Here is a 21,286-nt window from a genome sequence, read left to right as displayed (position 1 = left end):
ACTCCCGGTGGAGCCGCACGCGCCGGGGGCCGGCCCGGGGAGATCCCCGGACCGGCCCCCGGCGTTCGCGGAGCGCTCAGGCCGCTATCGGCCGCTGGCTCTGCACCGCCTGCAACAGCCCGATCGCCACCCAGGTCGAGAACATCGACGAGCCTCCGTAGGAGACGAACGGCAGCGGGATGCCGGCCACCGGCATGATGCCCAGGCACATCCCTATGTTCTCGAAGCCCTGGAAGGCGAACCAGGCGACCACCCCGGCCGCCACGACGGTGCCGTAGAGGTCGGTGGCGTGGCGGGCGATCCGGCAGGCCCGCCAGAGCACCACGCCGAGCAGCACGATGATCGCCATCGCGCCGAGGAAGCCCAGCTCCTCGCCGGCCACCGTGAACACGAAGTCGGTCTGCTGCTCCGGCACGAACTGCCCGGTGGTCTGCGTCCCGTGGAACAGGCCCTTGCCGAACAGCCCGCCGGAGCCGATCGCGATCCGGGCCTGCGCGGTGTTGTAGCCGACGCCGGAGGGGTCAAGCGCCGGGTTGGCGAAGGCCGCGAAGCGGTCGATCTGGTACTTGCTCAGCACCCCGAGCTTCCAGATCGCCACGGAGCCGCCGACGCCCGCCAGGATCAGCCCGAACACCCAGCGGTTGGCCGCGCCGGAGGCCAGCAGGATGCCCAGCACGATGACGGCCATCACCATCACCGAACCGGCGTCCGGCATCAGCATCACTATCGCCATCGGCAGCGTCGCCCAGACCAGCGCGCGGAACACCGCCTTGTTCGCCGGGAACTCCCGCTCCCCCGCGTCCACCTGGTCGGACAGCACGACCGCCATCGACAGCACGATCGCCAGCTTCGCGAACTCGGCCGGCTGCACCGAGAAGCCGCCGCCGAGCTGAATCCAGGAGTGCTGGCCGTTGATGGTCGAGCCGAGCGGGCTCAGGGTGGCCAGCAGCAGCACGATCACGCCGGCGTACAGGAACGGCACGACCGTCCGGAAGCGCCGGCTCCCTATCGCTATCACCACCGCGCACAGCAGCGCCCCGATCAGGACGTTGGTCAGGTGGCGGAACAGGAAGTACTGCGGGTCGCCGTGGGTGAGCGTGTCCCGCCCCCGGGTCGCCGACCAGACCAGCAGCGAGCTGCCCAGCGAGAGGACCACCGCGGCCAGCAGCAGTATCCAGTCGATCCGCCACAGCGGGGAGTCCTTGGCGAGCGCCTTGGGCACCCCGCCGCGCTGCGGCACGAGGCGCAGCTGGCGGTACGAGCCGTAGGAGGTCATGCCCGGCCCCTTCCGGTGGAGCGGGTGGGTTCGACGGCGGCCACCGCCGCCACGGGCACCGGGGCGGTGCCGCCGGGCTGCGCCGGGTCGAGGAAGACCCGCGGCGCGGCGCCGCTCACCCCGGGGTCGCCGAGCACCGCGCCGCCGTCGGCGAACGAGGCCGGCTTGATGATCGCGGTGCCGTCCGGGTTGAACTTGGGCAGTTCGGCCTGCGGCGTGGGGAGCAGCGCCTTGCCCTGGTCGACGTTGCCCTTGTCGTCGACGCCGTACAGCGCCTGGTAGATCCGCCGGATCGCGTCGCCGGAACCGCCGGAGCCGGTGCCGCCCTGGCTTATCGTCATCACGACCGCGTAGTCGCGGCTGTAGGTGGTCAGCCACGAGGTGGTCTGCTTGCCCTCGACCTCGGCGGTGCCGGTCTTGGCGTGCAGCTCGATCTTGCCCTGCGGCCAGCCCGCGCCGGTGAACTTCCAGGCGGCGGTGCCGCTGGTGACGACGCCCGCGGTGGCCTGGTCGATGTAGCTGAGGAGCTTCTGGTCGCCGGGCAGCCGGCCGTCCTCGTGCGGGGCGATCTCGCGGACGAGCTCCCCGCCCGGGCTTATCACGGCCTTGGCGACGGTCGGCCGGTAGAAGGTGCCGCCGTTGGCGAGCGCCGCGTAGATCCGGGCCATCTGGACCGGGGTGACGAGGGTGTCGCCCTGGCCGATCGCGAAGTTGACGGCGTCACCGGCGCGCATCTGGTAGCCGTCGACGCAGTTCTCCCGGGCGATCTGGTCGGAGAAGCTGTTGCCGCCCTTCTCCGCCTGCCGGCACCAGGCGTCCTTGTTGTTGTCGTAGAAGGACTGCTTCCACTGGCGGTCGGGCACCCGGCCGGTGACCTCGCTCGGCAGGTCGATGCCGGTCTTGGCGCCGAGGCCGAACTGGTGGGCGGTCTTGAAGAACCAGTCGCCCGGGTCCTTCTTGGGCTTGATGCCGCCGTCCTTCATCCACTGGTCGTAGGCCAGGCCGTAGAAGACGGTGTCGCAGGAGACCTCCAGGGCCCGTTCCAGGGAGATCGAACCGAAGCTCTCGCTCTCGAAGTTCTTGAACTCCCGGCCGCCGATGGTCATGCTCTTCGGGCAGTCGTAGCGGCCGTCGATCGGGTAGCCGGCCTGGACGGCGGCGGCGGTGGAGATCACCTTGAACGTCGAGCCGGGGGCCGACTGACCCTGTATGGCCCGGTTCAGCAGCGGGAAGTTGGACTCCTTGCTGGTCAGCGCCTGGTAGTCCTTGCCGCTGATGCCGCCCTGCCACAGGTTGGGGTCGTAGGTGGGGGCGCTGGCCATCGCGACGATCCGGCCGGTGTGCACGTCCATCACGACGGCGGCGCCGGAGTCGGCCTCGTAGTTGCGGTTGGTGACCTTGTCGAAGGTCTTGCGGGCGTCGGCCATGGCCTGCGCCAGGTTGTCCTCGACGACCTTCTGCACCCGGGCGTCGATGCTGGTCACCAGGTTGTTGCCGGTCTGCGGGGCGGCCTGGTCGGCGGTGCCGATGACCCGTCCGAGGTTGTCCACCTCCAGCTTGGTGATGCCGGCGGTGCCGCGCAGGTCGCGGTCGTAGACGGACTCCAGCCCGGCGCGGCCGATCTGGTCGGCCGGCAGGTAGCGGTCGAGGCCGGCCTTGTCGGCGGTCTTGGAGACCTCCTCGTCGGTGACCGGCGAGAGGTAGCCGAGCACCTGGGCGAGGTTGGCGCCCTCGACGCCGGTGTAGTGGCGCACGGCGGTGGGCTGGGCGGTGACCCCGGGGAAGTCCTCGCGGCGCTCCATTATCTGCATCGCCTGCTGGGTGGTCGCCTCCTTGGTGACCGGGATCGGCTGGTAGGGCGAGCCGTTCCAGCAGGGCTGCGCGGTCTTGGCGTCGCAGAGCCGGACCTTCTCCTGGACGTCCTTGGCGGGCATCCCGAGCACCTCGGCGAGCCGGGTGAGCACCTCCTTGCCGCCGTCCTTCTGCTGCAGCAGCGAGGTGCGGCTGACCGAGACGACCAGCTTGGTCTCGTTGCCGGCGAGGATGCGGCCGGAGGCGTCCAGGATCTCGCCGCGCACGGCCGGTTCGACGACCTCGCGGATGTGGTTGCCGGTCGCCTTGGCGGTGTAGACGCTGGCGTTGCGGATCTGCAGGTACCACAGCCGGCCGCCGAGGGTGGCGAGCAGCGAGAGCACCAGGATCTGCAGCACCACCAGACGGATCGTCACCCGCCGGGTACGGCCGGTCTCGGGGATGTTGCTCACGTCTCGTGCGCTCCAAAACAGAACGGGGTCGGGCGGGCTGGTCGGGCCGGGAGGGCGCCGGGGCTACGGGCGCTTGCCCGCGCCGAGCAGGCGCTTCTTCTTGAAGGACACACCGCCCGTGGTGTCGCGGGTGGTGCGGTAGCGGGCCAGGGTGCCGAGCCCGGGGCCGCCCTCGTCGTCGTCGGCGACGGTCAGCGGGTCCTTGCCGAAGCGGCGGGCGATCAGCATCACGGCGGGCACCACGAACGGGGCGAGCAGCAGGTCGTAGAACAGGGCGGTGATCACCAGCTGGCCGAGCCCGACGTGCCGGGCGGCGGTGTCGCCGACCAGCGCGCCGACCATCGCGTACAGCAGGGTGGAGGCGATCGCGGCGCCGGCCACCACCAGCAGCGCGCCGGAGACCGAACGCTGCCGGCCGTGCTCGGGGCGCAGCAGCCCGGCGGCGTAGCCCATCAGGCAGAGCACCAGCGCGTAGCGGCCGATGGCGTGGTCGGAGGGCGGGGCGACGTCGGCGAGCAGGCCGGCCGCGAAGCCGACCAGGCAGCCGCCGGAGGGCCCGTAGACCAGGGCGAGGCCGACGACCACGAGCAGCAGGACGTCCGGGGTGGCCCCGGGCAGTTGCAGCCGGCCGAGGACGCTGACCTGGAGCAGCAGGCCGAGCAGGATCAGGACGGCGGAGACGGGGATGCGGGCGAGGCGCATGGCTCAGTTCCCCCCAGTGGGCGTGGCGGGCGGGACGGCGGCCGGGGCGGCGGGGAGGACGGGGACGGCCGGCCCGGCCGGTGCCGCCGCGGCGGCCTGGCCCTGGGCGGCCGGCGCGGGGGCCGGCGGCAGGACGGCGTCGCGCGGGTCGGTGCGCGGCGGGACGACGACGACGCCGACCAGGTCGAGCCGGGTGAACTGGACGAAGGGCTCGACGAGGACCGTCTTGGTGAGCTGCCCGGGGTTGGCCTCGACCTGGACGACCTTGCCGACCGGGACGCCGGGGACGAACGGGCGGCCGCTCTGCGAGCCGAAGGTGACCAGCCGGTCGCCCTCCTTCACCTGGGCCTTGCCGTTGAGCAGCGAGACCTTCATGGCGCTGGTGCCGCCGCCGGCGGCGAAGCCGATCTCGCCGCTGCCCTCCAGCCGGGTGCCGGCGGTGAAGCCGGGGTCGGAGGCGAGCAGCACGGTGGCGGTGGTCGGGGCGACGGTGGTGATCCGGCCGACCAGGCCCTGGCCGTTGATGACGGTCATGTCGCGGGTGAGGCCGTCGTCGCTGCCGGCGTCGATGGTGATGGTCCAGGAGAAGCCCTGGGCCGGGCCGATCGCGATGGTCTGGGCGGCCTTGACGGTGTAGCCGCCTGCGCCCGCGGTGCGCAGCAGGTCGTCGAGCTGCTGGGTGCGTCCGCCGGCCATGTCGGAGGAGGCGAGCTTCTGCCGCAGTTCGGTGTTCTCGCGGGCGAGCTGGTCGGTGCGTCCGCTGTTGGAGGCGGCGTCGCGGAAGGCCCGCACGGTGTCGGCGACCGGGTCGACGGCGGTGGCGGCGCCGCGTTCGACCGGGCCGAGGACGGCGGCGGCCGCGCGCCGGGCGCCGCCGAGCGGGGAGCTCTCACCGCCCTTGATGTCGACGGTGATCAGTGCGAAGGCGACCGCCACCAGCAGGATGAGCAGCAGCCGGCTTTCTCGTGTGTCCCTCACGGTGCTGGTACTGCCCCTTCGTACCCCTGGCCACCGGCCCGGGCTGTGGACCCGGGCGGAGGCCCGTCAGTTCGGCCGGTGTGTCGGTTCTGCTAACGGCGCGGCGCGGCGTCGAGCACCTGCTGGAGCGCCTCGAACTCCTCGACGCACTTGCCGGAGCCGAGTGCGACGGAGTCCAGCGGGTTCTCCGCGATGTGGATCGGCATGCCGGTCTCCCGGCGCAGCCGCTCGTCCAGGCCGCGCAGCAGGGCGCCGCCGCCGGTGAGCACGATGCCCCGGTCCATGACGTCGCCGGCCAGCTCGGGCGGGCACTGGTCGAGGGTGGTCTTCACCGCGTCGATGATCGAGTTGACCGGCTCGTCGATGGCCTCGCGGACCTCGGCGGCGGAGATGACGACGGTCTTGGGCAGGCCGCTGACCAGGTCGCGGCCGCGGATCTCGGCATGCTCGTCCTTCTCGCCCTCCAGGCCGAAGGCGGAGCCGATGCTCATCTTGATCTGTTCGGCGCTGCGCTCGCCGAGGAGCAGCGAGTACTCCTTCTTGATGTGCTGGACGATGGCGTTGTCCAGCTCGTCGCCGGCGACCCGGATGGACTGCGCGGTGACGATGCCGCCGAGCGAGATGACGGCGACCTCGGTGGTGCCGCCGCCGATGTCGACGACCATGTTGCCGGTGGGCTCGTGGACGGGCAGTCCGGCGCCGATGGCGGCGGCCATCGGCTCCTCGATGATGTGCACCTGGCGGCAGCCGGCCTGGAGGGAGGCCTCGATGACGGCGCGGCGCTCGACGCCGGTGATGCCGGAGGGGACGCAGACGACGACCCGGGGGCGGGCGAGGAAGCGGCGGCGGTGCACCTTGAGGATGAAGTAGCGCAGCATCCGCTCGGTGATCTCGAAGTCGGCGATCACGCCGTCCTTGAGCGGGCGGATGGCGACGATGTTGCCGGGCGTGCGGCCGATCATCTTCTTGGCCTCGGCGCCGACGGCGAGGATGCCCCCGGTGTTGGTGTTGACCGCGACGACGGACGGCTCGTTGAGGACGATCCCCTTGCCCCTGACGTACACCAGCGTGTTGGCAGTTCCGAGGTCGATCGCCAGGTCGCGGCCGATGAACGACAGGTTGCTCGCCATGGGGTGGGGTGCCTTTCCCGGGCTCGGAGTCTTGTGGGGTGGACGGTGTGCGCGTCCACACGTGGACGGCGACCAGCTGAGCTGCCTTACCGGGCCCTTGAGTCGCGTCCATCGTAGTCACGCCGGTCGGCACGGAGGTCGAGGTGGGGCATACCGTCCATTGTCCGGGGCGTGATCGCTTCTCCGGGCATTGGGACGCCGTGTCGGAGGGCCTGGTTCCCTATTTCCCGATAAGAATGCCCCGGCCGGGCCAATGGTCCCGGCCGGGGCCTTCCGAAGGTCCCTGGAACGGCGCTGGGTGGCCGTCGTGCCCGGTCGGATCAGGCGTGCGAGGGGAAGAAGATCTTGATCTCGCGCTCGGCGGACTCGACCGAGTCGGAGGCGTGGATGAGGTTCTCGCGGGTGATCGTCGCGTAGTCGCCGCGGATGGTGCCGGCCCCGGCCTCCAGCGGGTTGGTGGCGCCGGCCAGCATGCGGATGCCGGCGATGACCTCCTCGCCCTCGACGATCAGGGCGATGGAGGGGCCGGAGGTCATGAACTCCAGCAGCGGCTCGTAGAACGGGCGGCCGACGTGCTCCGCGTAGTGCTGCTCCAGCGTCGCCCGCTCGAAGGTGCGCAGTTCGACGGCGGCGAGGCGCCAGCCGGCCTTGCGCTCGATGCGGCTGATGATCTCGCCGGCCAGGCCGCGCTTGACGGCGTCGGGCTTGAGCAGGACGAGAGTGCGCTGGGACACGGGGCGTCTCCTGGGGAATGCGGGTTCGGCGCGCACGCGCGGTTCGGCGCACACGGATCGGCGCACGCGCGGGTGCCGCGTGCGCCGTGCGACTACCGCAGAGGTTACCTTGCGTGAGCGAACGCCCCGGACCCGGTCCGGGGCGCCCTCAGGCGGCCGCGGCGGCGGCCCGGGCGGCCTTGATCTCGTCGATCTTGCGGCCGTAGTGCACCGAGCACCACCAGAGTCCGGCGAAGACCGCGCCGAGCCCGAACATGGTCGGCACGACGAAGCCGCTGGCGATCAGCGCGAGCTGCAGGGCCCAGCCGACGGCCACCGCGCCGGGACGGTTGATCATGCCGCAGAGCAGCAGGCACAGGGCCATGGCGATGCCGCTGACGGACCACAGCGCGGCGCTGGAGACGTCGGAGAGCTGCATCGCGACCAGGGCCGCGAAGAGCACCACCAGGGCCTCGCCGATCAGCGTCGAGGAGCAGAGCGTCCTCATCGTCACTTCCTCCCGAGCAGCAGGCGGGCCTCGCCCACCGTGATGACCGAACCGGTGACCAGCACCCCGGCGCCGCCGAGGTCGCCCTCCTCCTCGGCCAGGGTGACGGCGGCGGCGATGGCGTCGTCGAGCCGGGGCTCGACCTGGACGCGCTCCTCGCCGAAGATCTCGACCGCGAGCGCGGCCAGCGCGTCCACGTCCATCGCGCGGTGGGTGGAGTTCTGGGTGACGACGACCTCGGCGAGCACCGGCTCGAAGGCCTCCAGCACGCCGGCCACGTCCTTGTCGCCGCTGGTGGCGACGACGCCGACCAGCCGGGTGAAGCCGAAGGACTCGGTGAGCGCGGCGACGGTGGCCCGGGCGCCGTGCGGGTTGTGGGCGGCGTCCAGGACGATGGTGGGGCTGCGCCGGACGACCTCCAGCCGGCCCGGGGAGGTGACGCCGGAGAACGCCTGGCGGACCTTGTCGGCGTCGAGCTGCCCGCCGCGGGCGCCGCCGACGCCGAAGAACGCCTCGACGGCGGCCAGCGCGAGGGCGGCGTTGTGCGCCTGGTACTCGCCGTGCAGCGGCAGGAAGACGTCCTCGTACTCTTCGCCGCCGAGCCCGCGCAGGGTCACCAGCTGGCCGCCGACGGCGAGTTCGCGGCGGATGACGCCGAACTCCATGCCCTCGCGGGCGACCGTGGCGTCCACCTCGACGGCGCGCCGCAGGACGGTCTGGGCGGCGTCGAGCTGCTGCTGGGCGACGACGGCGACGGCGCCGGGCTTGATGATCCCGGACTTCTCGACCGCGATCTCGCCGGTGGTCTCCCCCAGCTTGTCGGTGTGGTCCAGGCCGATCGGGGTGATCACGGCGACGGCGGCGTCGATGACGTTGGTGGCGTCCCAGGAGCCGCCCATGCCGACCTCGACCACCGCGACGTCCACCGGCGCGTCGGCGAAGGCGGCGTAGGCCATGCCGGTGAGCACCTCGAAGAAGGACATCGCGACCGGCTCGCGCTCGTCGACCATCCGCACGTAGGGCTCGATGTCGCGGTAGACCTCGACGAAGCGCTCGGGGGTGATCGGGGCGCCGTCCAGGGTGATCCGCTCGGTGACGCTCTCCACGTGCGGGCTGGTGTAGCGGCCGGTGCGCAGCTCGAAGGCGCCGAGCAACTGCTCGATCATCCGGGCGGTGGAGGTCTTGCCGTTGGTGCCGGTGACGTGGATGGAGGGGAAGGACCGCTGGGGCTGGCCCAGGATGTCCATCAGGGCCTCGATCCGGTCGAGCGAGGGCTCCAGCTTGTTCTCCGGCCAGCGCTCGGAGAGTGCCGTCTCGACGTCGCGCAGGGCGTCGCCGGTGCCGCCGTCGGCGGGGCGGAGGGTGTACGGGTTCGGGTCGGCCTTGTCGCTCACGACCACAGTCTACGGAGCCGGGCCCCGCACTCCTCACGGGGTGAGAACGACCACTTTGCCCGAGTTGGCCGGTTTCCCGTGTTTACTATCGATTTAGCGACATCAGACCGCAAAGAAGCATTGATTCGCATCCCAGGGAGACAAATCACCTTTGATCATGAGGAGCACTGCGCCATGCCCGACGCCCTTCGCCAGTTCGTCGAGATGCGCCGCGAGGGCTTCCTCCAGCTCGGCGGGCTGATCTCGCTGGCCCTGCTCTGCTACATGGTCCTGGTGTTCGGCCGCTTCCTGGTCTACTGGGCCGGCTCCCGGCACGCGCTGCGGCACAGCAGCCCGGCCGTGCCCGGCGACCCCGCCGCCTTCCAGTGGCATCTGGTGATCCCCTGCCGCGACGAGGAGGCGGTGGTCACCCAGACCCTCGCGGGCCTGCGCGCCGTCGCCCCCGCCGCCCACCTGTGGGTGATCGACGACGACAGCGAGGACGCCACCCGCGACCTGGTGCTCGCCGCCGCCGCGCGCGACGAGCGCGTCCACCTCGTCCAGCGCCGCCGCCCCCACGCCCGGATCGGCAAGGGCGCCGCCCTCAACGCCGCCTACCGGGAGATCTCCGCCTGGCTGCCGCCCGGCACCGACCGCTCCCGGGTGGTCCTCGGCGTCGTCGACGCCGACGGGCAGCTCGACCCCGGCACCCTCGAACAGGTCTGCAACGACCGCGCCCTGGGCCGCCCCGACACCGGCGCCGTGCAGATCGGCGTCCGGATGCGCAACGCCGAGGACGAACGGCCGCTGCCCGGCCGCGGCCGCGCCGCCAACGCGACGGCCCGCGCCCTGGTGCGGATGCAGGACGTCGAGTTCCAGGCCAACAACGCCGGCATGCAGCTGCTGCGCCGGCGCACCGGCAGCGTCGGCCTCGGCGGCAACGGCCAGTTCGTACGGCTCACCGCCCTGGACTCGCTCACCGCCGAGGAGGGCCGCGACGGGCGCCCCTGGCCCGAGCGCGCCCTGCTGGAGGACTACGAGTCCGGCCTCGACCTGCGGCTGGCCGGCTGGCGGCTCACCCACGTCACCGAGGCCAACGTCTCCCAGGAGGCCCTGGTCTCCTGGCGGCGCTTCCTGACCCAGCGCACCCGCTGGGCCCAGGGCAACATGCAGTGCCTGCGCTACACCGGCCGGGTGCTGCGCTCGCCGCACTACCGGCCGGCCGGCAAGGCCGAGGTGCTCTACACCTTCCTCCAGCCGGTGGTCTGCGTGCTGCTGGTCGTCCTCACCCCGCTGTCGCTGGCGATCACCGGGGCGGGGCTGGCGCTCTTCCCCGAGGAGACCGCCGACTTCCAGCTGCGCTACGGCCCGTGGATGGTGCTCGCCTTCGTGCTCGCCACCCTGCCGATGGTCTTCTGGGGCCCGGCCTACCGCCGGCTGGTCCACCCCGACCGCAGCCGGGCCACCGGACTGCTCTGGGGCCTGCTGGTCTGGCTCTACGCCTACCACCTGTTCGTGGTCGCCACCCGGGCCGCCGTGCGCCTGCTGCTCGGCCGCAACGGCTGGGCCAAGACCCGGCGCAACGCCGAGAAGGTCGCCCTCGGCGCCCCCACCGCGCTCGAATCCTGAGCCGCCCCCCTCTCTCCTCCGCCCCCTCCCGGACCCGAACGGAGCCCCCGCGCCATGACCCCGTACCCGTCCCCCGCCATGACCCCGTACCCGTCCCCGAGGCCCGCCGCCGACCGCCCGCTCGCCCCCGGCAGCGTCGCCGTCGTCCTCGGCACCCGCCCCGAACTGGTCAAGCTCGCCCCGCTGATCCACGAACTCGGCCCGGCCACCCGCCTGGTCCACACCGGCCAGCACTGGGACGAGGCGATGTCCGGCCGCTTCCTGCGCGACCTCGGCCTGCCCCGCCCCGAACTGCTCACCGGCGTCGGCGGCCGCCCCCGGGCCGGGCAGATCGCCCGCTCGCTCGGCCAGCTCGACGCCGCCTTCGCCGAGGACCGCCCGGCCGCCGTCGTCGTCCAGGGCGATACCAACGCCACCCTGGCCGGCGCGCTCGCCGCCAACGCCCGGGACATCCCGCTGGTGCACGTCGAGGCCGGGCTGCGCAGCTTCGACCGGGCGATGCCCGAGGAGCACAACCGGGTGATGGTCGACCACGTCGCCGACCTGCTGTGCGCCGCCACCCCCGACAACGCCGCCAACCTGCGCGCCGAGTCCCTCGCCGAGGAGCGGATCGCGCTCACCGGCAACACCGTCGTCGAGGTGGTCCGCAGCTCGCTGCCGCCCGCCGACGACCGGGCCGCCCTGCTCGCCGCACACGGCCTGACCGCGGACGGCTACGTGCTGGCCACCGTGCACCGGCCGGAGAACACCGACACCGCCGAGGCGCTCGGCGCCGTCCTCGCCGAGCTCGACCGGATCGCCCGCGGCGGCACCCCGGTGCTGTTCCCGATGCACCCGCGCACCCGGGCCGCCGTGGAGCGGTTCGCCCTGGGCGGGCTGCTGGAGCGGCTCGCGGTCACCGGACCGGTCGGCTACGCGGACTTCCTGGGCCTGGCCCGGCACGCCGCGCTGCTGGTCTCCGACTCCGGCGGGGTGCAGGAGGAGTGCACCGTGCTCGGCCGCCCGCTGCTGGTGGTGCGCCGTTCCACCGAGCGCCCGGAGGCCGTCGAGGCCGGGTTCGCCGCGCTGGTGGCGCCCGGCGCCGAGCTCGGCGAGCTGGCCCGGGCCTGGCTGGCCGACACCCCCGAGCGGCTCGCCCGGCTCGCGGCCGCCCCCAGCCCCTACGGCGACGGCCTGGCCTCCGCCCGGATCGCGCGGCTGACCGCACGGCTGGCCGAGGAGCCCGCCGCGGCGGCGCCGGCGGCCGCCTGAGACCGGGCCCCGGACCGGCCCCGGACCGGGGCCCTCTTGACAGCAGAATTGGTCTACTCCATTTTGTGAGGGCAAGTCTCCGATCCCGACAGGGACTTGAGTTGTCGGTAGCTCCCGCACGCGTCCCCATCGACACCCGGACGGTTCTCCCCCACGAGAGCCGCCGGCCTCCCCCACAGGAGATGGAGTCATGCCACCTGCCCGACAGCGGCGCCCGCGCGCCGTCCACTCGATGCTCGCCGGCGCCAGCGCCGTCGCCATCGGCCTCAGCGGCCTGGTCCTCGCCGGCGGCTCCGGCACCGCCCAGGCGGCGCCCGGCGACGTCGAACTGATCACCAACGGCGGCTTCGAGGACGCCAACCGCCTCGCCGGCTGGACCTGTACGGCCGGCGCGCCGGAGACCGCCACGGTCCACTCCGGCACCGGCGCACTGCGCTCCACCCCCGGGGGCAGCGGCACCGGCGAGTGCACCCAGACCGTCACGGTCAAGCCGTCCTCGACCTACACCCTGAGCAGCTGGGTCCAGGGCTCGTACGTCTACCTCGGCGCCCGCGGCACCGGCGGCACCGACCCGAGCACCTGGACGCCCGGCGGTACCACCTGGTCCAAGCTCAGCACCACCTTCACCACCGGGGCGAACACCACCAGCGTCACCGTCTACCTGCACGGCTGGTACGGGCAGCCGGCCTTCCTGGCCGACGACGTCTCCCTGCTCGGCCCCGGCGACCCGAAGCCCAGCCCCACCGCGACCAGCCCCACCCCGACCGGCCCGGGCAGCCCCTCGCCCACCGACACCACCACGCCCTCCCCCACCGCCACCACGCCGCGGCCGCCGTCCAAGCACCTGCTCACCGGCTACTGGCAGAACTTCGACAACGGCGCCACCGTGCAGCGGATCAGCGACGTCCCGGCCGCGTACGACATCATCGCGGTCTCCTTCGCCGAGGCCACCGGCACGGCCGGCGGCCTGGGCTTCGCCCTGGACCCGACGCTCTCCTCGCGGCTCGGCGGCTACACCGAGGCCCAGTTCAAGGCCGACATCGCGGCCAAGAAGGCGGCCGGCAAGAAGGTGATCCTCTCGGTCGGCGGCGAGAAGGGCTCGGTCTCCGTCAGCAGCGCCTCCGCGGCCACCAACTTCGCCAACACCGCCTGGTCCCTGATGCAGACCTACGGCTTCGACGGCGTGGACATCGACCTGGAGAACGGCATCAACTCCACCTACATGGGCCAGGCCCTGCACTCGCTGGCCGCCAAGGCCGGACCCGGCTTCACGCTCACCATGGCGCCGCAGACCATCGACATGCAGTCCACCGGCATGGAGTACTTCAAGCTGGCGCTGAACGTGAAGGACATCCTCACCATCGTCAACATGCAGTACTACAACTCCGGCGCCATGCTGGGCTGCGACGGCCAGGTCTACTCCCAGGGCACCGTCAACTTCCTCACCGGGCTGGCCTGCATCCAGCTGAAGGGCGGGCTGCGGCCCGACCAGGTGGGCCTCGGCGTCCCGGCCTCCACCAGCGCGGCCGGCGGCGGCTACGTCAGCCCGAGCGTGGTCAACAACGCGCTGGACTGCCTGGCCGCCGGCACCAACTGCGGCAGCTTCAAGCCCGACACCAAGTGGCCCGGGATCGGCGGGGCGATGACCTGGTCCACCAACTGGGACGCCAAGGCGGGCGGCGGCATCGCCTCCACCGTCGGCTCCCACCTGCACGCGATGCCGTAACCGGCGCACGCGCGGCCGCGGGGCCCGGGCGGGTTCACACCCCCGCCCGGGCCTCCGGCACTCCCACGGGCGCGCCGCCGTGGCGGCGGCGCAGTTCGGCGGTGATCTCGGCGAGCTCGCCCTCGGGCAGCAGCGGCAGCATCATCGCCACGCCCTGGAGCAGGCCGCCGAGCAGGAAGGTGGTGTCGGGGGTGGTGGCGACCAGACCGCGCACCTCGGCCACCGAACCCTCCGCGACCGCCTCGATCAACCGGGCGGCGTCCACGCCCTCCTCGTCGACGTGCACGGCGCCGGTGTCCTGCGGGGCGCGCCGGGCCATCGCCCGCAGCACCCGGTCGCCGACCTCGGGGGCGTAGGCCTTGCGGACCGCCTCGGCGGCGATCCAGGTGAGCAGCGTGGTCACCTCGCGCTCGACGTGCTCCTCGAACAGCCGGTCCAACGCGTGGTCGAAGGCGAGCTGGTTGCCGTGCCGGAAGGCGAGCAGCAGGGCCGCCGCCCGTCCCTTGGCCTCCTCGACCGCCTCGGCAGGCAGTTCGCCGACCGGCTCCTCGGTCACCATCACGTCCATGCCCTCCCGTCAACTCCTCGCCGTGCGGAACTCGAAGCACACCGTACACAGTCGACCTGGAAACTTCCGCGAGCGCGCGCGGGCAAGACCGGAATGAATTCGGGCGGAATAGGACCTCACCCGGTCCGGGCCGATTATTCGCCGGAAGGGAGCAACGGATTGGGCTATTGGGCCGCACGATTTTCCGACCTGAGGAAAAACGCCGGGAGCCGCACCCCGCGTCGGCAGGGTGCGGCTCCCGGGAACCGTCGGCGTGTCAGCCCTGCGGCAGCGCCGCGAGCTGGGCGGTGATCCGGGCGATGTCCGCCTCGGCGGCGCCCTGACGGCCCCGGATCTTGGCGACCACGTCGTCCGGCGCCTTGGCCAGGAAGGCCTCGTTGCCGAGCTTGGCGCCGCACTGCGCCTTCTCCTTCTCGGCCGCCGCGAGGTCCTTGGCGAGGCGCTTGCGCTCCGCCGCGACGTCGATCGTGCCGGACAGGTCCAGCGCCACGGTGGCGCCGGCGACCGGCAGCGAGGCGGTGGCCGCGAAGCCCTCCTCAGGCACGGTCAGCCGCAGCAGCGAACGGATCGCGTCCTCGTGGACGGCGAGCACGGTGCCGGCCAGCTCCAGCCGCGCCGGGACCTTCTGGGCCGGCTGCAGGCCCTGGTCCGAACGGAACCGGCGGACCTCGGTGACCACCTGCTGCAGCGTGGCGACCTCGGCCTCGGCCGCGGCGTCCCGGAAGCCGCTGTCCTTCGGCCAGTCGGCGACGACCACCGACTCGGCCCCGGTCAGCGTGGTCCACAGCGCCTCGGTGACGAACGGCACGACCGGGTGGAGCAGCCGCAGGGTGACGTCCAGGACCTCGCCCAGCACCCGGCGGGAGGCCTCGGCCTGCGCGCCGCCCTTGGCCAGGGTGGTCTTGGAGAGCTCGACGTACCAGTCGAACACCTCGTCCCAGGCGAAGTGGTACAGCGCGTCCGAGGTCTTGGCGAACTCGAAGTCGTCGTACAGCGCGTCGACCTCGGCCACGGTCGCGTTCAGCCGCGACAGGATCCAGCGGTCCACCGCGGTCAGCTGCTCCGGGGCGGGCAGCGGGCCGTCCACGGTCGCGCCGTTCATCAGCGCGAACCGGGTCGCGTTCCAGATCTTGTTGCAGAAGTTGCGCGCGCCCTTGACCCAGTCCTCGCCGATCGGCACGTCGGCGCCCGGGTTGGCGCCGCGGGCCAGGGTGAAGCGGACCGCGTCGGCGCCGTAGGCGTCCATCCAGTCCAGCGGGTCGACGGCGGTGCCGGAGGACTTCGACATCTTCTTGCCGAACTCGTCCCGGACCAGGCCGGTCAGGGCGACCGTCCGGAACGGCGCCTCGCCGTCCATCGCGTAGAGGCCGAACATCATCATCCGGGCGACCCAGAAGAAGATGATGTCGTGGCCGGTGACCAGGACGTCGGTCGGGTAGAACTTCTCCAGGTCGGCGGTCTTCTCCGGCCAGCCCAGCGTGGAGAACGGCCACAGGCCGGAGGAGAACCAGGTGTCCAGGACGTCCGGGTCCTGGTGCCAGCCCTCGCCCGACGGCGGCTGCTCGTCCGGGCCGACGCAGACGACCTCGCCGTCCGGGCCGTACCAGACCGGGATCCGGTGGCCCCACCACAGCTGGCGCGAGATGCACCAGTCGTACATGTTGTCGACCCAGTCGAAGTAGCGGCGCTCCAGCTCCTTCGGGTGGATCTCCACCTTGCCGTCGCGGACCGCGTCGCCGGCCGCCTTGGCCAGCGGCTCGACCTTGACCCACCACTGCAGCGACAGCCGCGGCTCGACCACCGTGTGGCAGCGCGAGCAGTGGCCGACGGCGTGCATGTACGGACGCTTCTCGGCGACGATCCGGCCCTGCTCGCGCAGCGCGCCGACGACCGCCGAACGGGCCTCCAGCCGGTCCAGGCCGAGGAACGGGCCGTGCACGGTGATCGCGCCGCGCTCGTCCATGACGCTCAGGTTCGGCAGGTCGTGGCGCTGGCCGATGGCGAAGTCGTTGGGGTCGTGCGCCGGGGTCACCTTGACGGCGCCGGTGCCGAACTCCGGGTCGACGTGCTCGTCCGCGACGACCGGGATCTCCCGGTCGGTCAGCGGCAGCTTGATGGTGCGGCCGACCAGGTGCCGGTACCGCTCGTCCTCCGGGTGGACGGCCACCGCGGTGTCGCCCAGCATCGTCTCGGCCCGGGTGGTGGCGACGACGATCGAGTCCTCGCCGTCCCCGTAGCGGATCGAGACCAGCTCGCCGGGGACCTCCTCGTGCTCCACCTCGATGTCCGACAGCGCGGTCAGGCAGCGCGGGCACCAGTTGATGATGCGCTCGGCGCGGTAGATCAGGCCGTCGTCGAAGAGCCGCTTGAAGATGGTCTGGACGGCCTGCGACAGGCCCTCGTCCATGGTGAAGCGCTCGCGCGACCAGTCGACGCCGTCGCCGAGGCGGCGCATCTGGCCGAGGATCTTCCCGCCGTAGTTCGCCTTCCACTCCCAGACCTTCTCGACGAAGGCCTCGCGGCCCAGGTCGTGGCGGGAGAGGCCGGACTCGGCGAGCTGCTGCTCGACCTTGTTCTGGGTGGCGATGCCGGCGTGGTCCATGCCGGGCAGCCAGAGCGCCTCGAAGCCCTGCATGCGCTTGCGGCGGGTCAGCGCGTCCATCAGCGTGTGCTGGAACGCGTGGCCCAGGTGCAGCGCACCGGTGACGTTCGGCGGGGGGATGACGATGGTGTACGGGGGCTTGTCGCTCTTGGCGTCGGCGGTGAAGTAACCGCGCTCTACCCAGCGCTCGTACAGCTCGCCCTCTACGTCCGCCGGGGCGAAGGTCGTCGGGAGGGTGGCTGCTTCGTCCCCGGCGTGCGTGCTCACGGGGCGCTGGTTCGTGGTGTCGGTCACGACGGACAGTTTACGTAACCCGGGAACCGGGGGACGAACCGCTTTCATCCCCCGGACACCGCGCCGCGCCGCGGGGCGTCCGCGGCCGTTTACCCGAACGGGTGACACACCGGTGCGATAACGTGCCGGACATTCGTCCGAGCCATCGCGCAAGCCCGGCACCACCGTCCCAGGGAGGGCCTCCGTGTCCGAGCAGAACCCCTACGGCGCCCCGCCGCCGCCCGGCGGCCAGCCCTACGGCGGCCAGCCCTACGGAGGGCAGCCCTACGGCGGCCCGCCCGCCCCGCCGCAGACCCCGCCGCCCTACGGCGCCGTCCCGCCGCAGCCCGGTCAGCCGGGCCCGCCCGGCCAGCCCGGCTACGCCCCGTACGGCGCCTTCCCCGCCCCGCCGCCGCGCCGCTCCCGGCGCACCCTCGGCATACTCGTCGGCGTCTTCGTCCTGGTGCTGGTCCTCATCGGCGGCGCCGTCGCGTACTTCGTCTTCGACGTCACCTCCAACGCCGGCACCCAGAAGATCGTGCTGCCGGCCACGTTCAACGGCCTCACCAAGGACGAGAACAACGAGGTCGCCCGCCAGATGGAGGAGGCCATCACCACCGAGCTCGGCAAGGGCGACGGCTCCTGGCACCCCACCGGCGTCAGCGCCGTCTACCAGGACTCCGCCGAGGACCCCAAGCTCGTGGTGCTCGGCGCCTACGGCAAGGTGCTCGCCCCGAAGACCGAGCTCAACGCCATGTTCAAGGGACTGCAGTCCGACGGCACCACGCTCAGCGACCGGCACGCCGTCGACCCGGGCCCCAAGGGCGGCAGCATGGACTGCGGCGTCGCCTCCCAGGACGGCACCGACCTGGGCGTCTGCGCCTGGGCCGACTCCAGCAGCCTGGTCCTGACGATGGCCCCGCCGGCCAAGGAGGGCGACCGCCCCGACCTCGACAAGCTCGCCGCGGACACCCGCGCGCTGCGCGCCGTCGCCGAGATCCCGAAGTAGCCCCGCACGCACGAGGGCCCCGGCGCCGCCGCTCAGGCGGTGCCGGGGCCCTCGTCGTGACCGGCCGGGGAGGCTCAGGCGCTCTTCTCGCGCCGCTCCCGCTTGATCATGTCGCGCGGCACCAGGGTCGGGATGGCGTGCTTGGAGACGACGTCCCCGGTCACCACCACGCGGGCGACGTCCTGACGCGAGGGCACCTCGTACATCACGGACATCAGCACCTCCTCCATGATGGCCCGCAGACCGCGCGCGCCGGTGCCGCGCAGGATCGCCTGGTCGGCGATCGCCTCCAGCGCGTCCCGGGAGAACTCCAGCTCCACGCCGTCCAGTTCGAAGAGCTTGCGGTACTGCTTGACCAGCGCGTTCTTCGGCTCGGTGAGGATCTGCAGCAGCGCCTCGCGGTCCAGGTTGTGCACGCTGGTGATCACCGGCAGGCGGCCGATGAACTCCGGGATCATGCCGAACTTGACCAGGTCCTCCGGCATCACCTGACGGAAGTGGTCGCTGGCGTCCAGCTCCCGCTTGGAGCGGATGTTCGCGCCGAAGCCGATGCCCTTGGCACCCGCCCGGCCCTCGATGATCCGCTCCAGGCCCGCGAACGCGCCGCCCACGATGAACAGCACGTTGGTGGTGTCGATCTGGATGAACTCCTGGTGCGGGTGCTTGCGCCCGCCCTGCGGCGGCACCGAGGCGGTGGTGCCCTCCAGGATCTTCAGCAGCGCCTGCTGCACGCCCTCGCCGGAGACGTCCCGGGTGATCGACGGGTTCTCGCTCTTGCGCGCGACCTTGTCGATCTCGTCGATGTAGATGATCCCGGTCTCGGCCTTCTTGACGTCGTAGTCGGCCGCCTGGATCAGCTTCAGCAGGATGTTCTCGACGTCCTCGCCGACGTACCCGGCCTCGGTGAGCGCGGTGGCGTCGGCGATCGCGAACGGCACGTTCAGCATCCGGGCCAGGGTCTGCGCCAGCAGCGTCTTGCCGGAGCCGGTCGGGCCGAGCAGCAGGATGTTGGACTTCGCCAGCTCGATGGCGTCCTCGCGGCCGTTGCCGCCGCTGCGGCCGGCCTCACCCGCCTGGACCCGCTTGTAGTGGTTGTAGACCGCCACCGACAGGGCCTTCTTGGCGAGGTCCTGGCCGACCACGTACTGGTCCAGGAACTCGTAGATCTCGCGGGGCTTCGGGAGCTCCTCGAAGCGCACCTCGGAGGTCTCGGCGAGCTCCTCCTCGATGATCTCGTTGCAGAGGTCGATGCACTCGTCGCAGATGTACACGCCTGGGCCGGCGATCAGCTTCTTCACCTGCTTCTGCGACTTGCCGCAGAACGAGCACTTGAGCAGGTCGCCACCGTCTCCGATGCGTGCCACGAGGTGCTTCCCCTTCGCCAGGGGCCCCGCGGGAGTTCCGGGGCCTGGTGCTGTGGACCGTCGACGCCGACGGCGATCGGTCTCGCTATCCGACGGTACTCTGCCGCGCCGCCGATTCCGCCCTCTTCGCCGGGTCTGCCCTACGCCCTGGGCGAATTGATACCGAACAGATGCCGTCGGAGCAGCCGCCGGTGCGCCGGGGGCGGGGCGCGCGAGCCGGTCGCACGCCCCGCCCCCGGCAGCCTCCCCGCCCGAGGACGGGCCGGGAGGGGGGTGCCGGCCTCAGGAGGTCAGCGAGGCCTTGCGGGTCGAGATGACCAGGTCGACCAGACCGTACTCGACGGCCTCCTCGGCCGTGAGGATCTTGTCGCGCTCGATGTCGTCGCGGACCTGCTCGACGGTGCGGTTGGAGTGCTTGGACAGCATCTCCTCCAGCTGCTCGCGCATCCGGAAGATCTCCTTGGCCTGGATCTCCAGGTCGGAGACCTGGCCGCGGCCGGTCTCGGTGTACGGCTGGTGGATGAGGATGCGGGCGTTCGGCAGCGCCATCCGCTTGCCGGGGGTGCCGGCCGCCAGCAGCACGGCCGCCGCCGAGGCCGCCTGGCCCATGCAGACGGTGGTGATGTCGGGCTTGACGTACTGCATGGTGTCGTAGATGGCCGTCAGGGCCGTGAACGAGCCGCCGGGCGAGTTGATGTACATCTGGATCTCGCGGTCCGGGTCCATCGACTCCAGGCACAGCAGCTGCGCCATGATGTCGTTGGCCGACACGTCGTCCACCTGCGAGCCGAGGAAGATGATGCGCTCCTCGAACAGCTTGGCGTACGGGTCGTACTCGCGGATGCCCTGCGAGGTGCGCTCGACGAAGCGCGGGACGATGTAGCGGCCCTCGGCCCGCATGTCCTCGACGCGGGCCTTGGCGGCCGACAGGCTGGGGATGTTCATGGGTGTTCTGGTCCTCCGGAGCGTTGTGGCTGTGGTCTCGTGGGCCCGGGCCGGGCTCAGGCGCCGGTGCCGCCGCCGCCGGGGACGTCCGCGGCACTGTGCATGATCGCGTCGATCAGGCCGTACTCCAGGGCCTCCTCCGGGGTGAACCAGCGGTCGCGGTCGGAGTCCTGGGTGATCTGCTCGAAGGACTGGCCGCTGTGGAACGCGATCAGCTCGGACATGCGCTTCTTGGTGCGCAGCAGCTGCTCGGCCTGGATGCGGATGTCGGTGGCCGAGCCGCCGAGACCGGCGGAGGGCTGGTGCATGAGGATGTTGGCGTTCGGCAGCGAGAAGCGCTTGCCCTTGGCACCGGCGGTCAGCAGGAACTGGCCCATCGAGGCCGCCATGCCCATCGCGATGGTGACGACGTCGTTCTTGATGTACTGCATGGTGTCGTAGATCGCCATGCCGGCCGAGATCGAGCCGCCCGGGGAGTTGATGTAGAGGAAGATGTCCTTGTCCGGGTCCGCGGCCAGCAGCAGCAGCTGGGCGGTGATCTTGTTCGCGATGTCGTCGTCGACCTGCTGGCCGAGGAAGATGATCCGCTCGTTGAGCAGCCGGTTGTAGACCTGGTCGCCGAGGCCGCCCAGCACGTCACCAGCGGCGGCGTGCGGCGCCATCGGGCCGGGCATCTGCATCTGCGGGTACGTCACTTAGCCACCTGCTCAGTCGATTTGGACGGTCGCTCCACGGCCGTCACGATGTCGCACAGCTTCCGGGTATCACGTCGTGATTGTTGCTGTCCATGGACCCTAACGCGCAGGCCGGGCCGCTGAATCCCTCACGCAGAACTGTTCGCTGTGAGCGCAGGGTTCGCGGCCGCGCCGCCCCCGGGGGCCGGGAACGGCGCGGGGCCCGGCCCCCGAAGGCGGCCCCGGCCCCCCCCACCCCCCACCGGGGCCCCGGGGGCCCCGGGGGGGACGCCGCGGTGAG

Annotated in this window: 17 protein-coding genes; 4 read left to right on the top strand and 13 right to left on the bottom strand. The window is 71.9% G+C overall.

The window, feature by feature from the left end; all coding sequences use genetic code 11:
- Positions 1–76: 76 nt before the first annotated feature.
- The 8 genes from rodA to ACFXAM_RS25810 form a co-directional block, all read right to left on the bottom strand.
- Complete coding sequence (rodA, locus tag ACFXAM_RS25845; protein ID WP_380294619.1) at positions 77–1,276, bottom strand: rod shape-determining protein RodA; 1,200 nt, start codon at positions 1,274–1,276, stop codon at positions 77–79.
- Positions 1,273–3,540, bottom strand: a complete 2,268-nt coding sequence (gene mrdA, locus ACFXAM_RS25840; protein ID WP_380294618.1) for a penicillin-binding protein 2 — start codon at positions 3,538–3,540, stop codon at positions 1,273–1,275. Before mrdA ends, rodA begins: the two co-directional genes overlap by 4 nt.
- A 63-nt stretch (positions 3,541–3,603) precedes the next feature.
- A complete protein-coding gene (gene mreD / locus ACFXAM_RS25835; protein WP_380294617.1) occupies positions 3,604–4,242 on the bottom strand; it encodes a rod shape-determining protein MreD in 639 nt (212 codons plus the stop codon).
- 3 nt (positions 4,243–4,245) lie between these two features.
- Positions 4,246–5,220 carry a rod shape-determining protein MreC gene (gene mreC, locus ACFXAM_RS25830; protein WP_380294616.1) on the bottom strand — a complete coding sequence of 325 codons (975 nt, stop codon included), beginning with the start codon at positions 5,218–5,220 and terminating at the stop codon, positions 4,246–4,248.
- A gap of 92 nt (positions 5,221–5,312) precedes the next feature.
- Positions 5,313–6,338 carry a rod shape-determining protein gene (locus ACFXAM_RS25825; protein ID WP_350569342.1) on the bottom strand — a complete coding sequence of 342 codons (1,026 nt, stop codon included), beginning with the start codon at positions 6,336–6,338 and terminating at the stop codon, positions 5,313–5,315.
- A 332-nt stretch (positions 6,339–6,670) separates the two neighbouring features.
- Positions 6,671–7,084, bottom strand: a complete 414-nt coding sequence (gene ndk, locus ACFXAM_RS25820) for a nucleoside-diphosphate kinase (RefSeq protein WP_380294615.1) — start codon at positions 7,082–7,084, stop codon at positions 6,671–6,673.
- A 148-nt stretch (positions 7,085–7,232) separates the two neighbouring features.
- Entirely contained in the window at positions 7,233–7,571 is a 339-nt protein-coding gene (locus ACFXAM_RS25815) for a DUF4233 domain-containing protein (protein ID WP_380294614.1), read from the bottom strand.
- A gap of 2 nt (positions 7,572–7,573) precedes the next feature.
- The gene (locus ACFXAM_RS25810; RefSeq protein ID WP_380294613.1) at positions 7,574–8,965 is read right to left on the bottom strand and encodes a bifunctional folylpolyglutamate synthase/dihydrofolate synthase; all 1,392 of its coding nucleotides are present in this window, start codon (positions 8,963–8,965) and stop codon (positions 7,574–7,576) included.
- Between the two features lie 174 nt (positions 8,966–9,139).
- On the opposite strand from ACFXAM_RS25810, the gene ACFXAM_RS25805 reads away from it, so the two are divergent.
- The 3 genes from ACFXAM_RS25805 (at position 9,140) to ACFXAM_RS25795 (ending at position 13,550) form a co-directional block, all read left to right on the top strand.
- Positions 9,140–10,573 carry a glycosyltransferase gene (locus ACFXAM_RS25805; RefSeq protein WP_380294612.1) on the top strand — a complete coding sequence of 478 codons (1,434 nt, stop codon included), beginning with the start codon at positions 9,140–9,142 and terminating at the stop codon, positions 10,571–10,573.
- Positions 10,574–10,651: 78 nt separating this feature from the next.
- On the top strand, positions 10,652–11,824 hold the full coding sequence (wecB, locus tag ACFXAM_RS25800) for a non-hydrolyzing UDP-N-acetylglucosamine 2-epimerase (protein ID WP_380294625.1): 1,173 nt from the start codon (positions 10,652–10,654) through the stop codon (positions 11,822–11,824).
- Positions 11,825–12,014: 190 nt separating this feature from the next.
- Positions 12,015–13,550, top strand: coding sequence for a chitinase (locus ACFXAM_RS25795; RefSeq protein WP_380294611.1), 1,536 nt, complete (start codon positions 12,015–12,017; stop codon positions 13,548–13,550).
- Between the two features lie 34 nt (positions 13,551–13,584).
- Here ACFXAM_RS25795 and ACFXAM_RS25790 read toward each other — a convergent pair whose 3' ends face one another.
- Together ACFXAM_RS25790 and ACFXAM_RS25785 are read right to left on the bottom strand one after the other, a co-directional pair.
- Positions 13,585–14,118 (bottom strand): hypothetical protein, encoded by a 534-nt coding sequence (locus ACFXAM_RS25790; RefSeq protein ID WP_380294610.1) that lies wholly within the window; start codon positions 14,116–14,118, stop codon positions 13,585–13,587.
- Between the two features lie 256 nt (positions 14,119–14,374).
- Positions 14,375–17,014, bottom strand: a complete 2,640-nt coding sequence (locus tag ACFXAM_RS25785; RefSeq protein WP_380294609.1) for a valine--tRNA ligase — start codon at positions 17,012–17,014, stop codon at positions 14,375–14,377.
- 184 nt (positions 17,015–17,198) lie between these two features.
- Here ACFXAM_RS25785 and ACFXAM_RS25780 point away from each other — a divergent pair, with 184 nt between their 5' ends.
- Positions 17,199–18,002 (top strand): hypothetical protein, encoded by an 804-nt coding sequence (locus tag ACFXAM_RS25780; protein WP_380294608.1) that lies wholly within the window; start codon positions 17,199–17,201, stop codon positions 18,000–18,002.
- A 74-nt stretch (positions 18,003–18,076) separates the two neighbouring features.
- Here ACFXAM_RS25780 and clpX read toward each other — a convergent pair whose 3' ends face one another.
- The 3 genes from clpX to ACFXAM_RS25765 all read right to left on the bottom strand — a co-directional run bounded on the left by clpX (position 18,077) and on the right by ACFXAM_RS25765 (position 20,985).
- Positions 18,077–19,366, bottom strand: coding sequence for an ATP-dependent Clp protease ATP-binding subunit ClpX (gene clpX / locus ACFXAM_RS25775; RefSeq protein WP_030309676.1), 1,290 nt, complete (start codon positions 19,364–19,366; stop codon positions 18,077–18,079).
- 282 nt (positions 19,367–19,648) lie between these two features.
- Complete coding sequence (locus tag ACFXAM_RS25770; protein WP_380294607.1) at positions 19,649–20,311, bottom strand: ATP-dependent Clp protease proteolytic subunit; 663 nt, start codon at positions 20,309–20,311, stop codon at positions 19,649–19,651.
- A 56-nt stretch (positions 20,312–20,367) separates the two neighbouring features.
- Entirely contained in the window at positions 20,368–20,985 is a 618-nt protein-coding gene (locus ACFXAM_RS25765) for an ATP-dependent Clp protease proteolytic subunit (protein WP_376096046.1), read from the bottom strand.
- Positions 20,986–21,286: the final 301 nt, after the last annotated feature.

Source organism: Kitasatospora sp. NPDC059462, from assembly GCF_042749955.1.
Taxonomy (GTDB): domain Bacteria; phylum Actinomycetota; class Actinomycetes; order Streptomycetales; family Streptomycetaceae; genus Kitasatospora.
The sequence above is the reverse complement of the archived record's forward strand: the minus strand, read 5'-3'. Positions and strand labels throughout refer to the sequence as shown.

Coding starts and splice junctions, on each gene's coding strand:
- ACFXAM_RS25765 (WP_376096046.1), bottom strand. CDS start 20,985: ATGCCCGGCCCGATGGCGCCGCACGCCGCCGCTGGTGACGTGCTGGGC.
- ACFXAM_RS25805 (WP_380294612.1), top strand. CDS start 9,140: ATGCCCGACGCCCTTCGCCAGTTCGTCGAGATGCGCCGCGAGGGCTTC.
- ACFXAM_RS25790 (WP_380294610.1), bottom strand. CDS start 14,118: ATGGACGTGATGGTGACCGAGGAGCCGGTCGGCGAACTGCCTGCCGAG.
- ACFXAM_RS25795 (WP_380294611.1), top strand. CDS start 12,015: ATGCCACCTGCCCGACAGCGGCGCCCGCGCGCCGTCCACTCGATGCTC.
- rodA (WP_380294619.1), bottom strand. CDS start 1,276: ATGACCTCCTACGGCTCGTACCGCCAGCTGCGCCTCGTGCCGCAGCGC.
- ACFXAM_RS25815 (WP_380294614.1), bottom strand. CDS start 7,571: ATGAGGACGCTCTGCTCCTCGACGCTGATCGGCGAGGCCCTGGTGGTG.
- ACFXAM_RS25770 (WP_380294607.1), bottom strand. CDS start 20,311: ATGAACATCCCCAGCCTGTCGGCCGCCAAGGCCCGCGTCGAGGACATG.
- mreD (WP_380294617.1), bottom strand. CDS start 4,242: ATGCGCCTCGCCCGCATCCCCGTCTCCGCCGTCCTGATCCTGCTCGGC.
- wecB (WP_380294625.1), top strand. CDS start 10,652: ATGACCCCGTACCCGTCCCCGAGGCCCGCCGCCGACCGCCCGCTCGCC.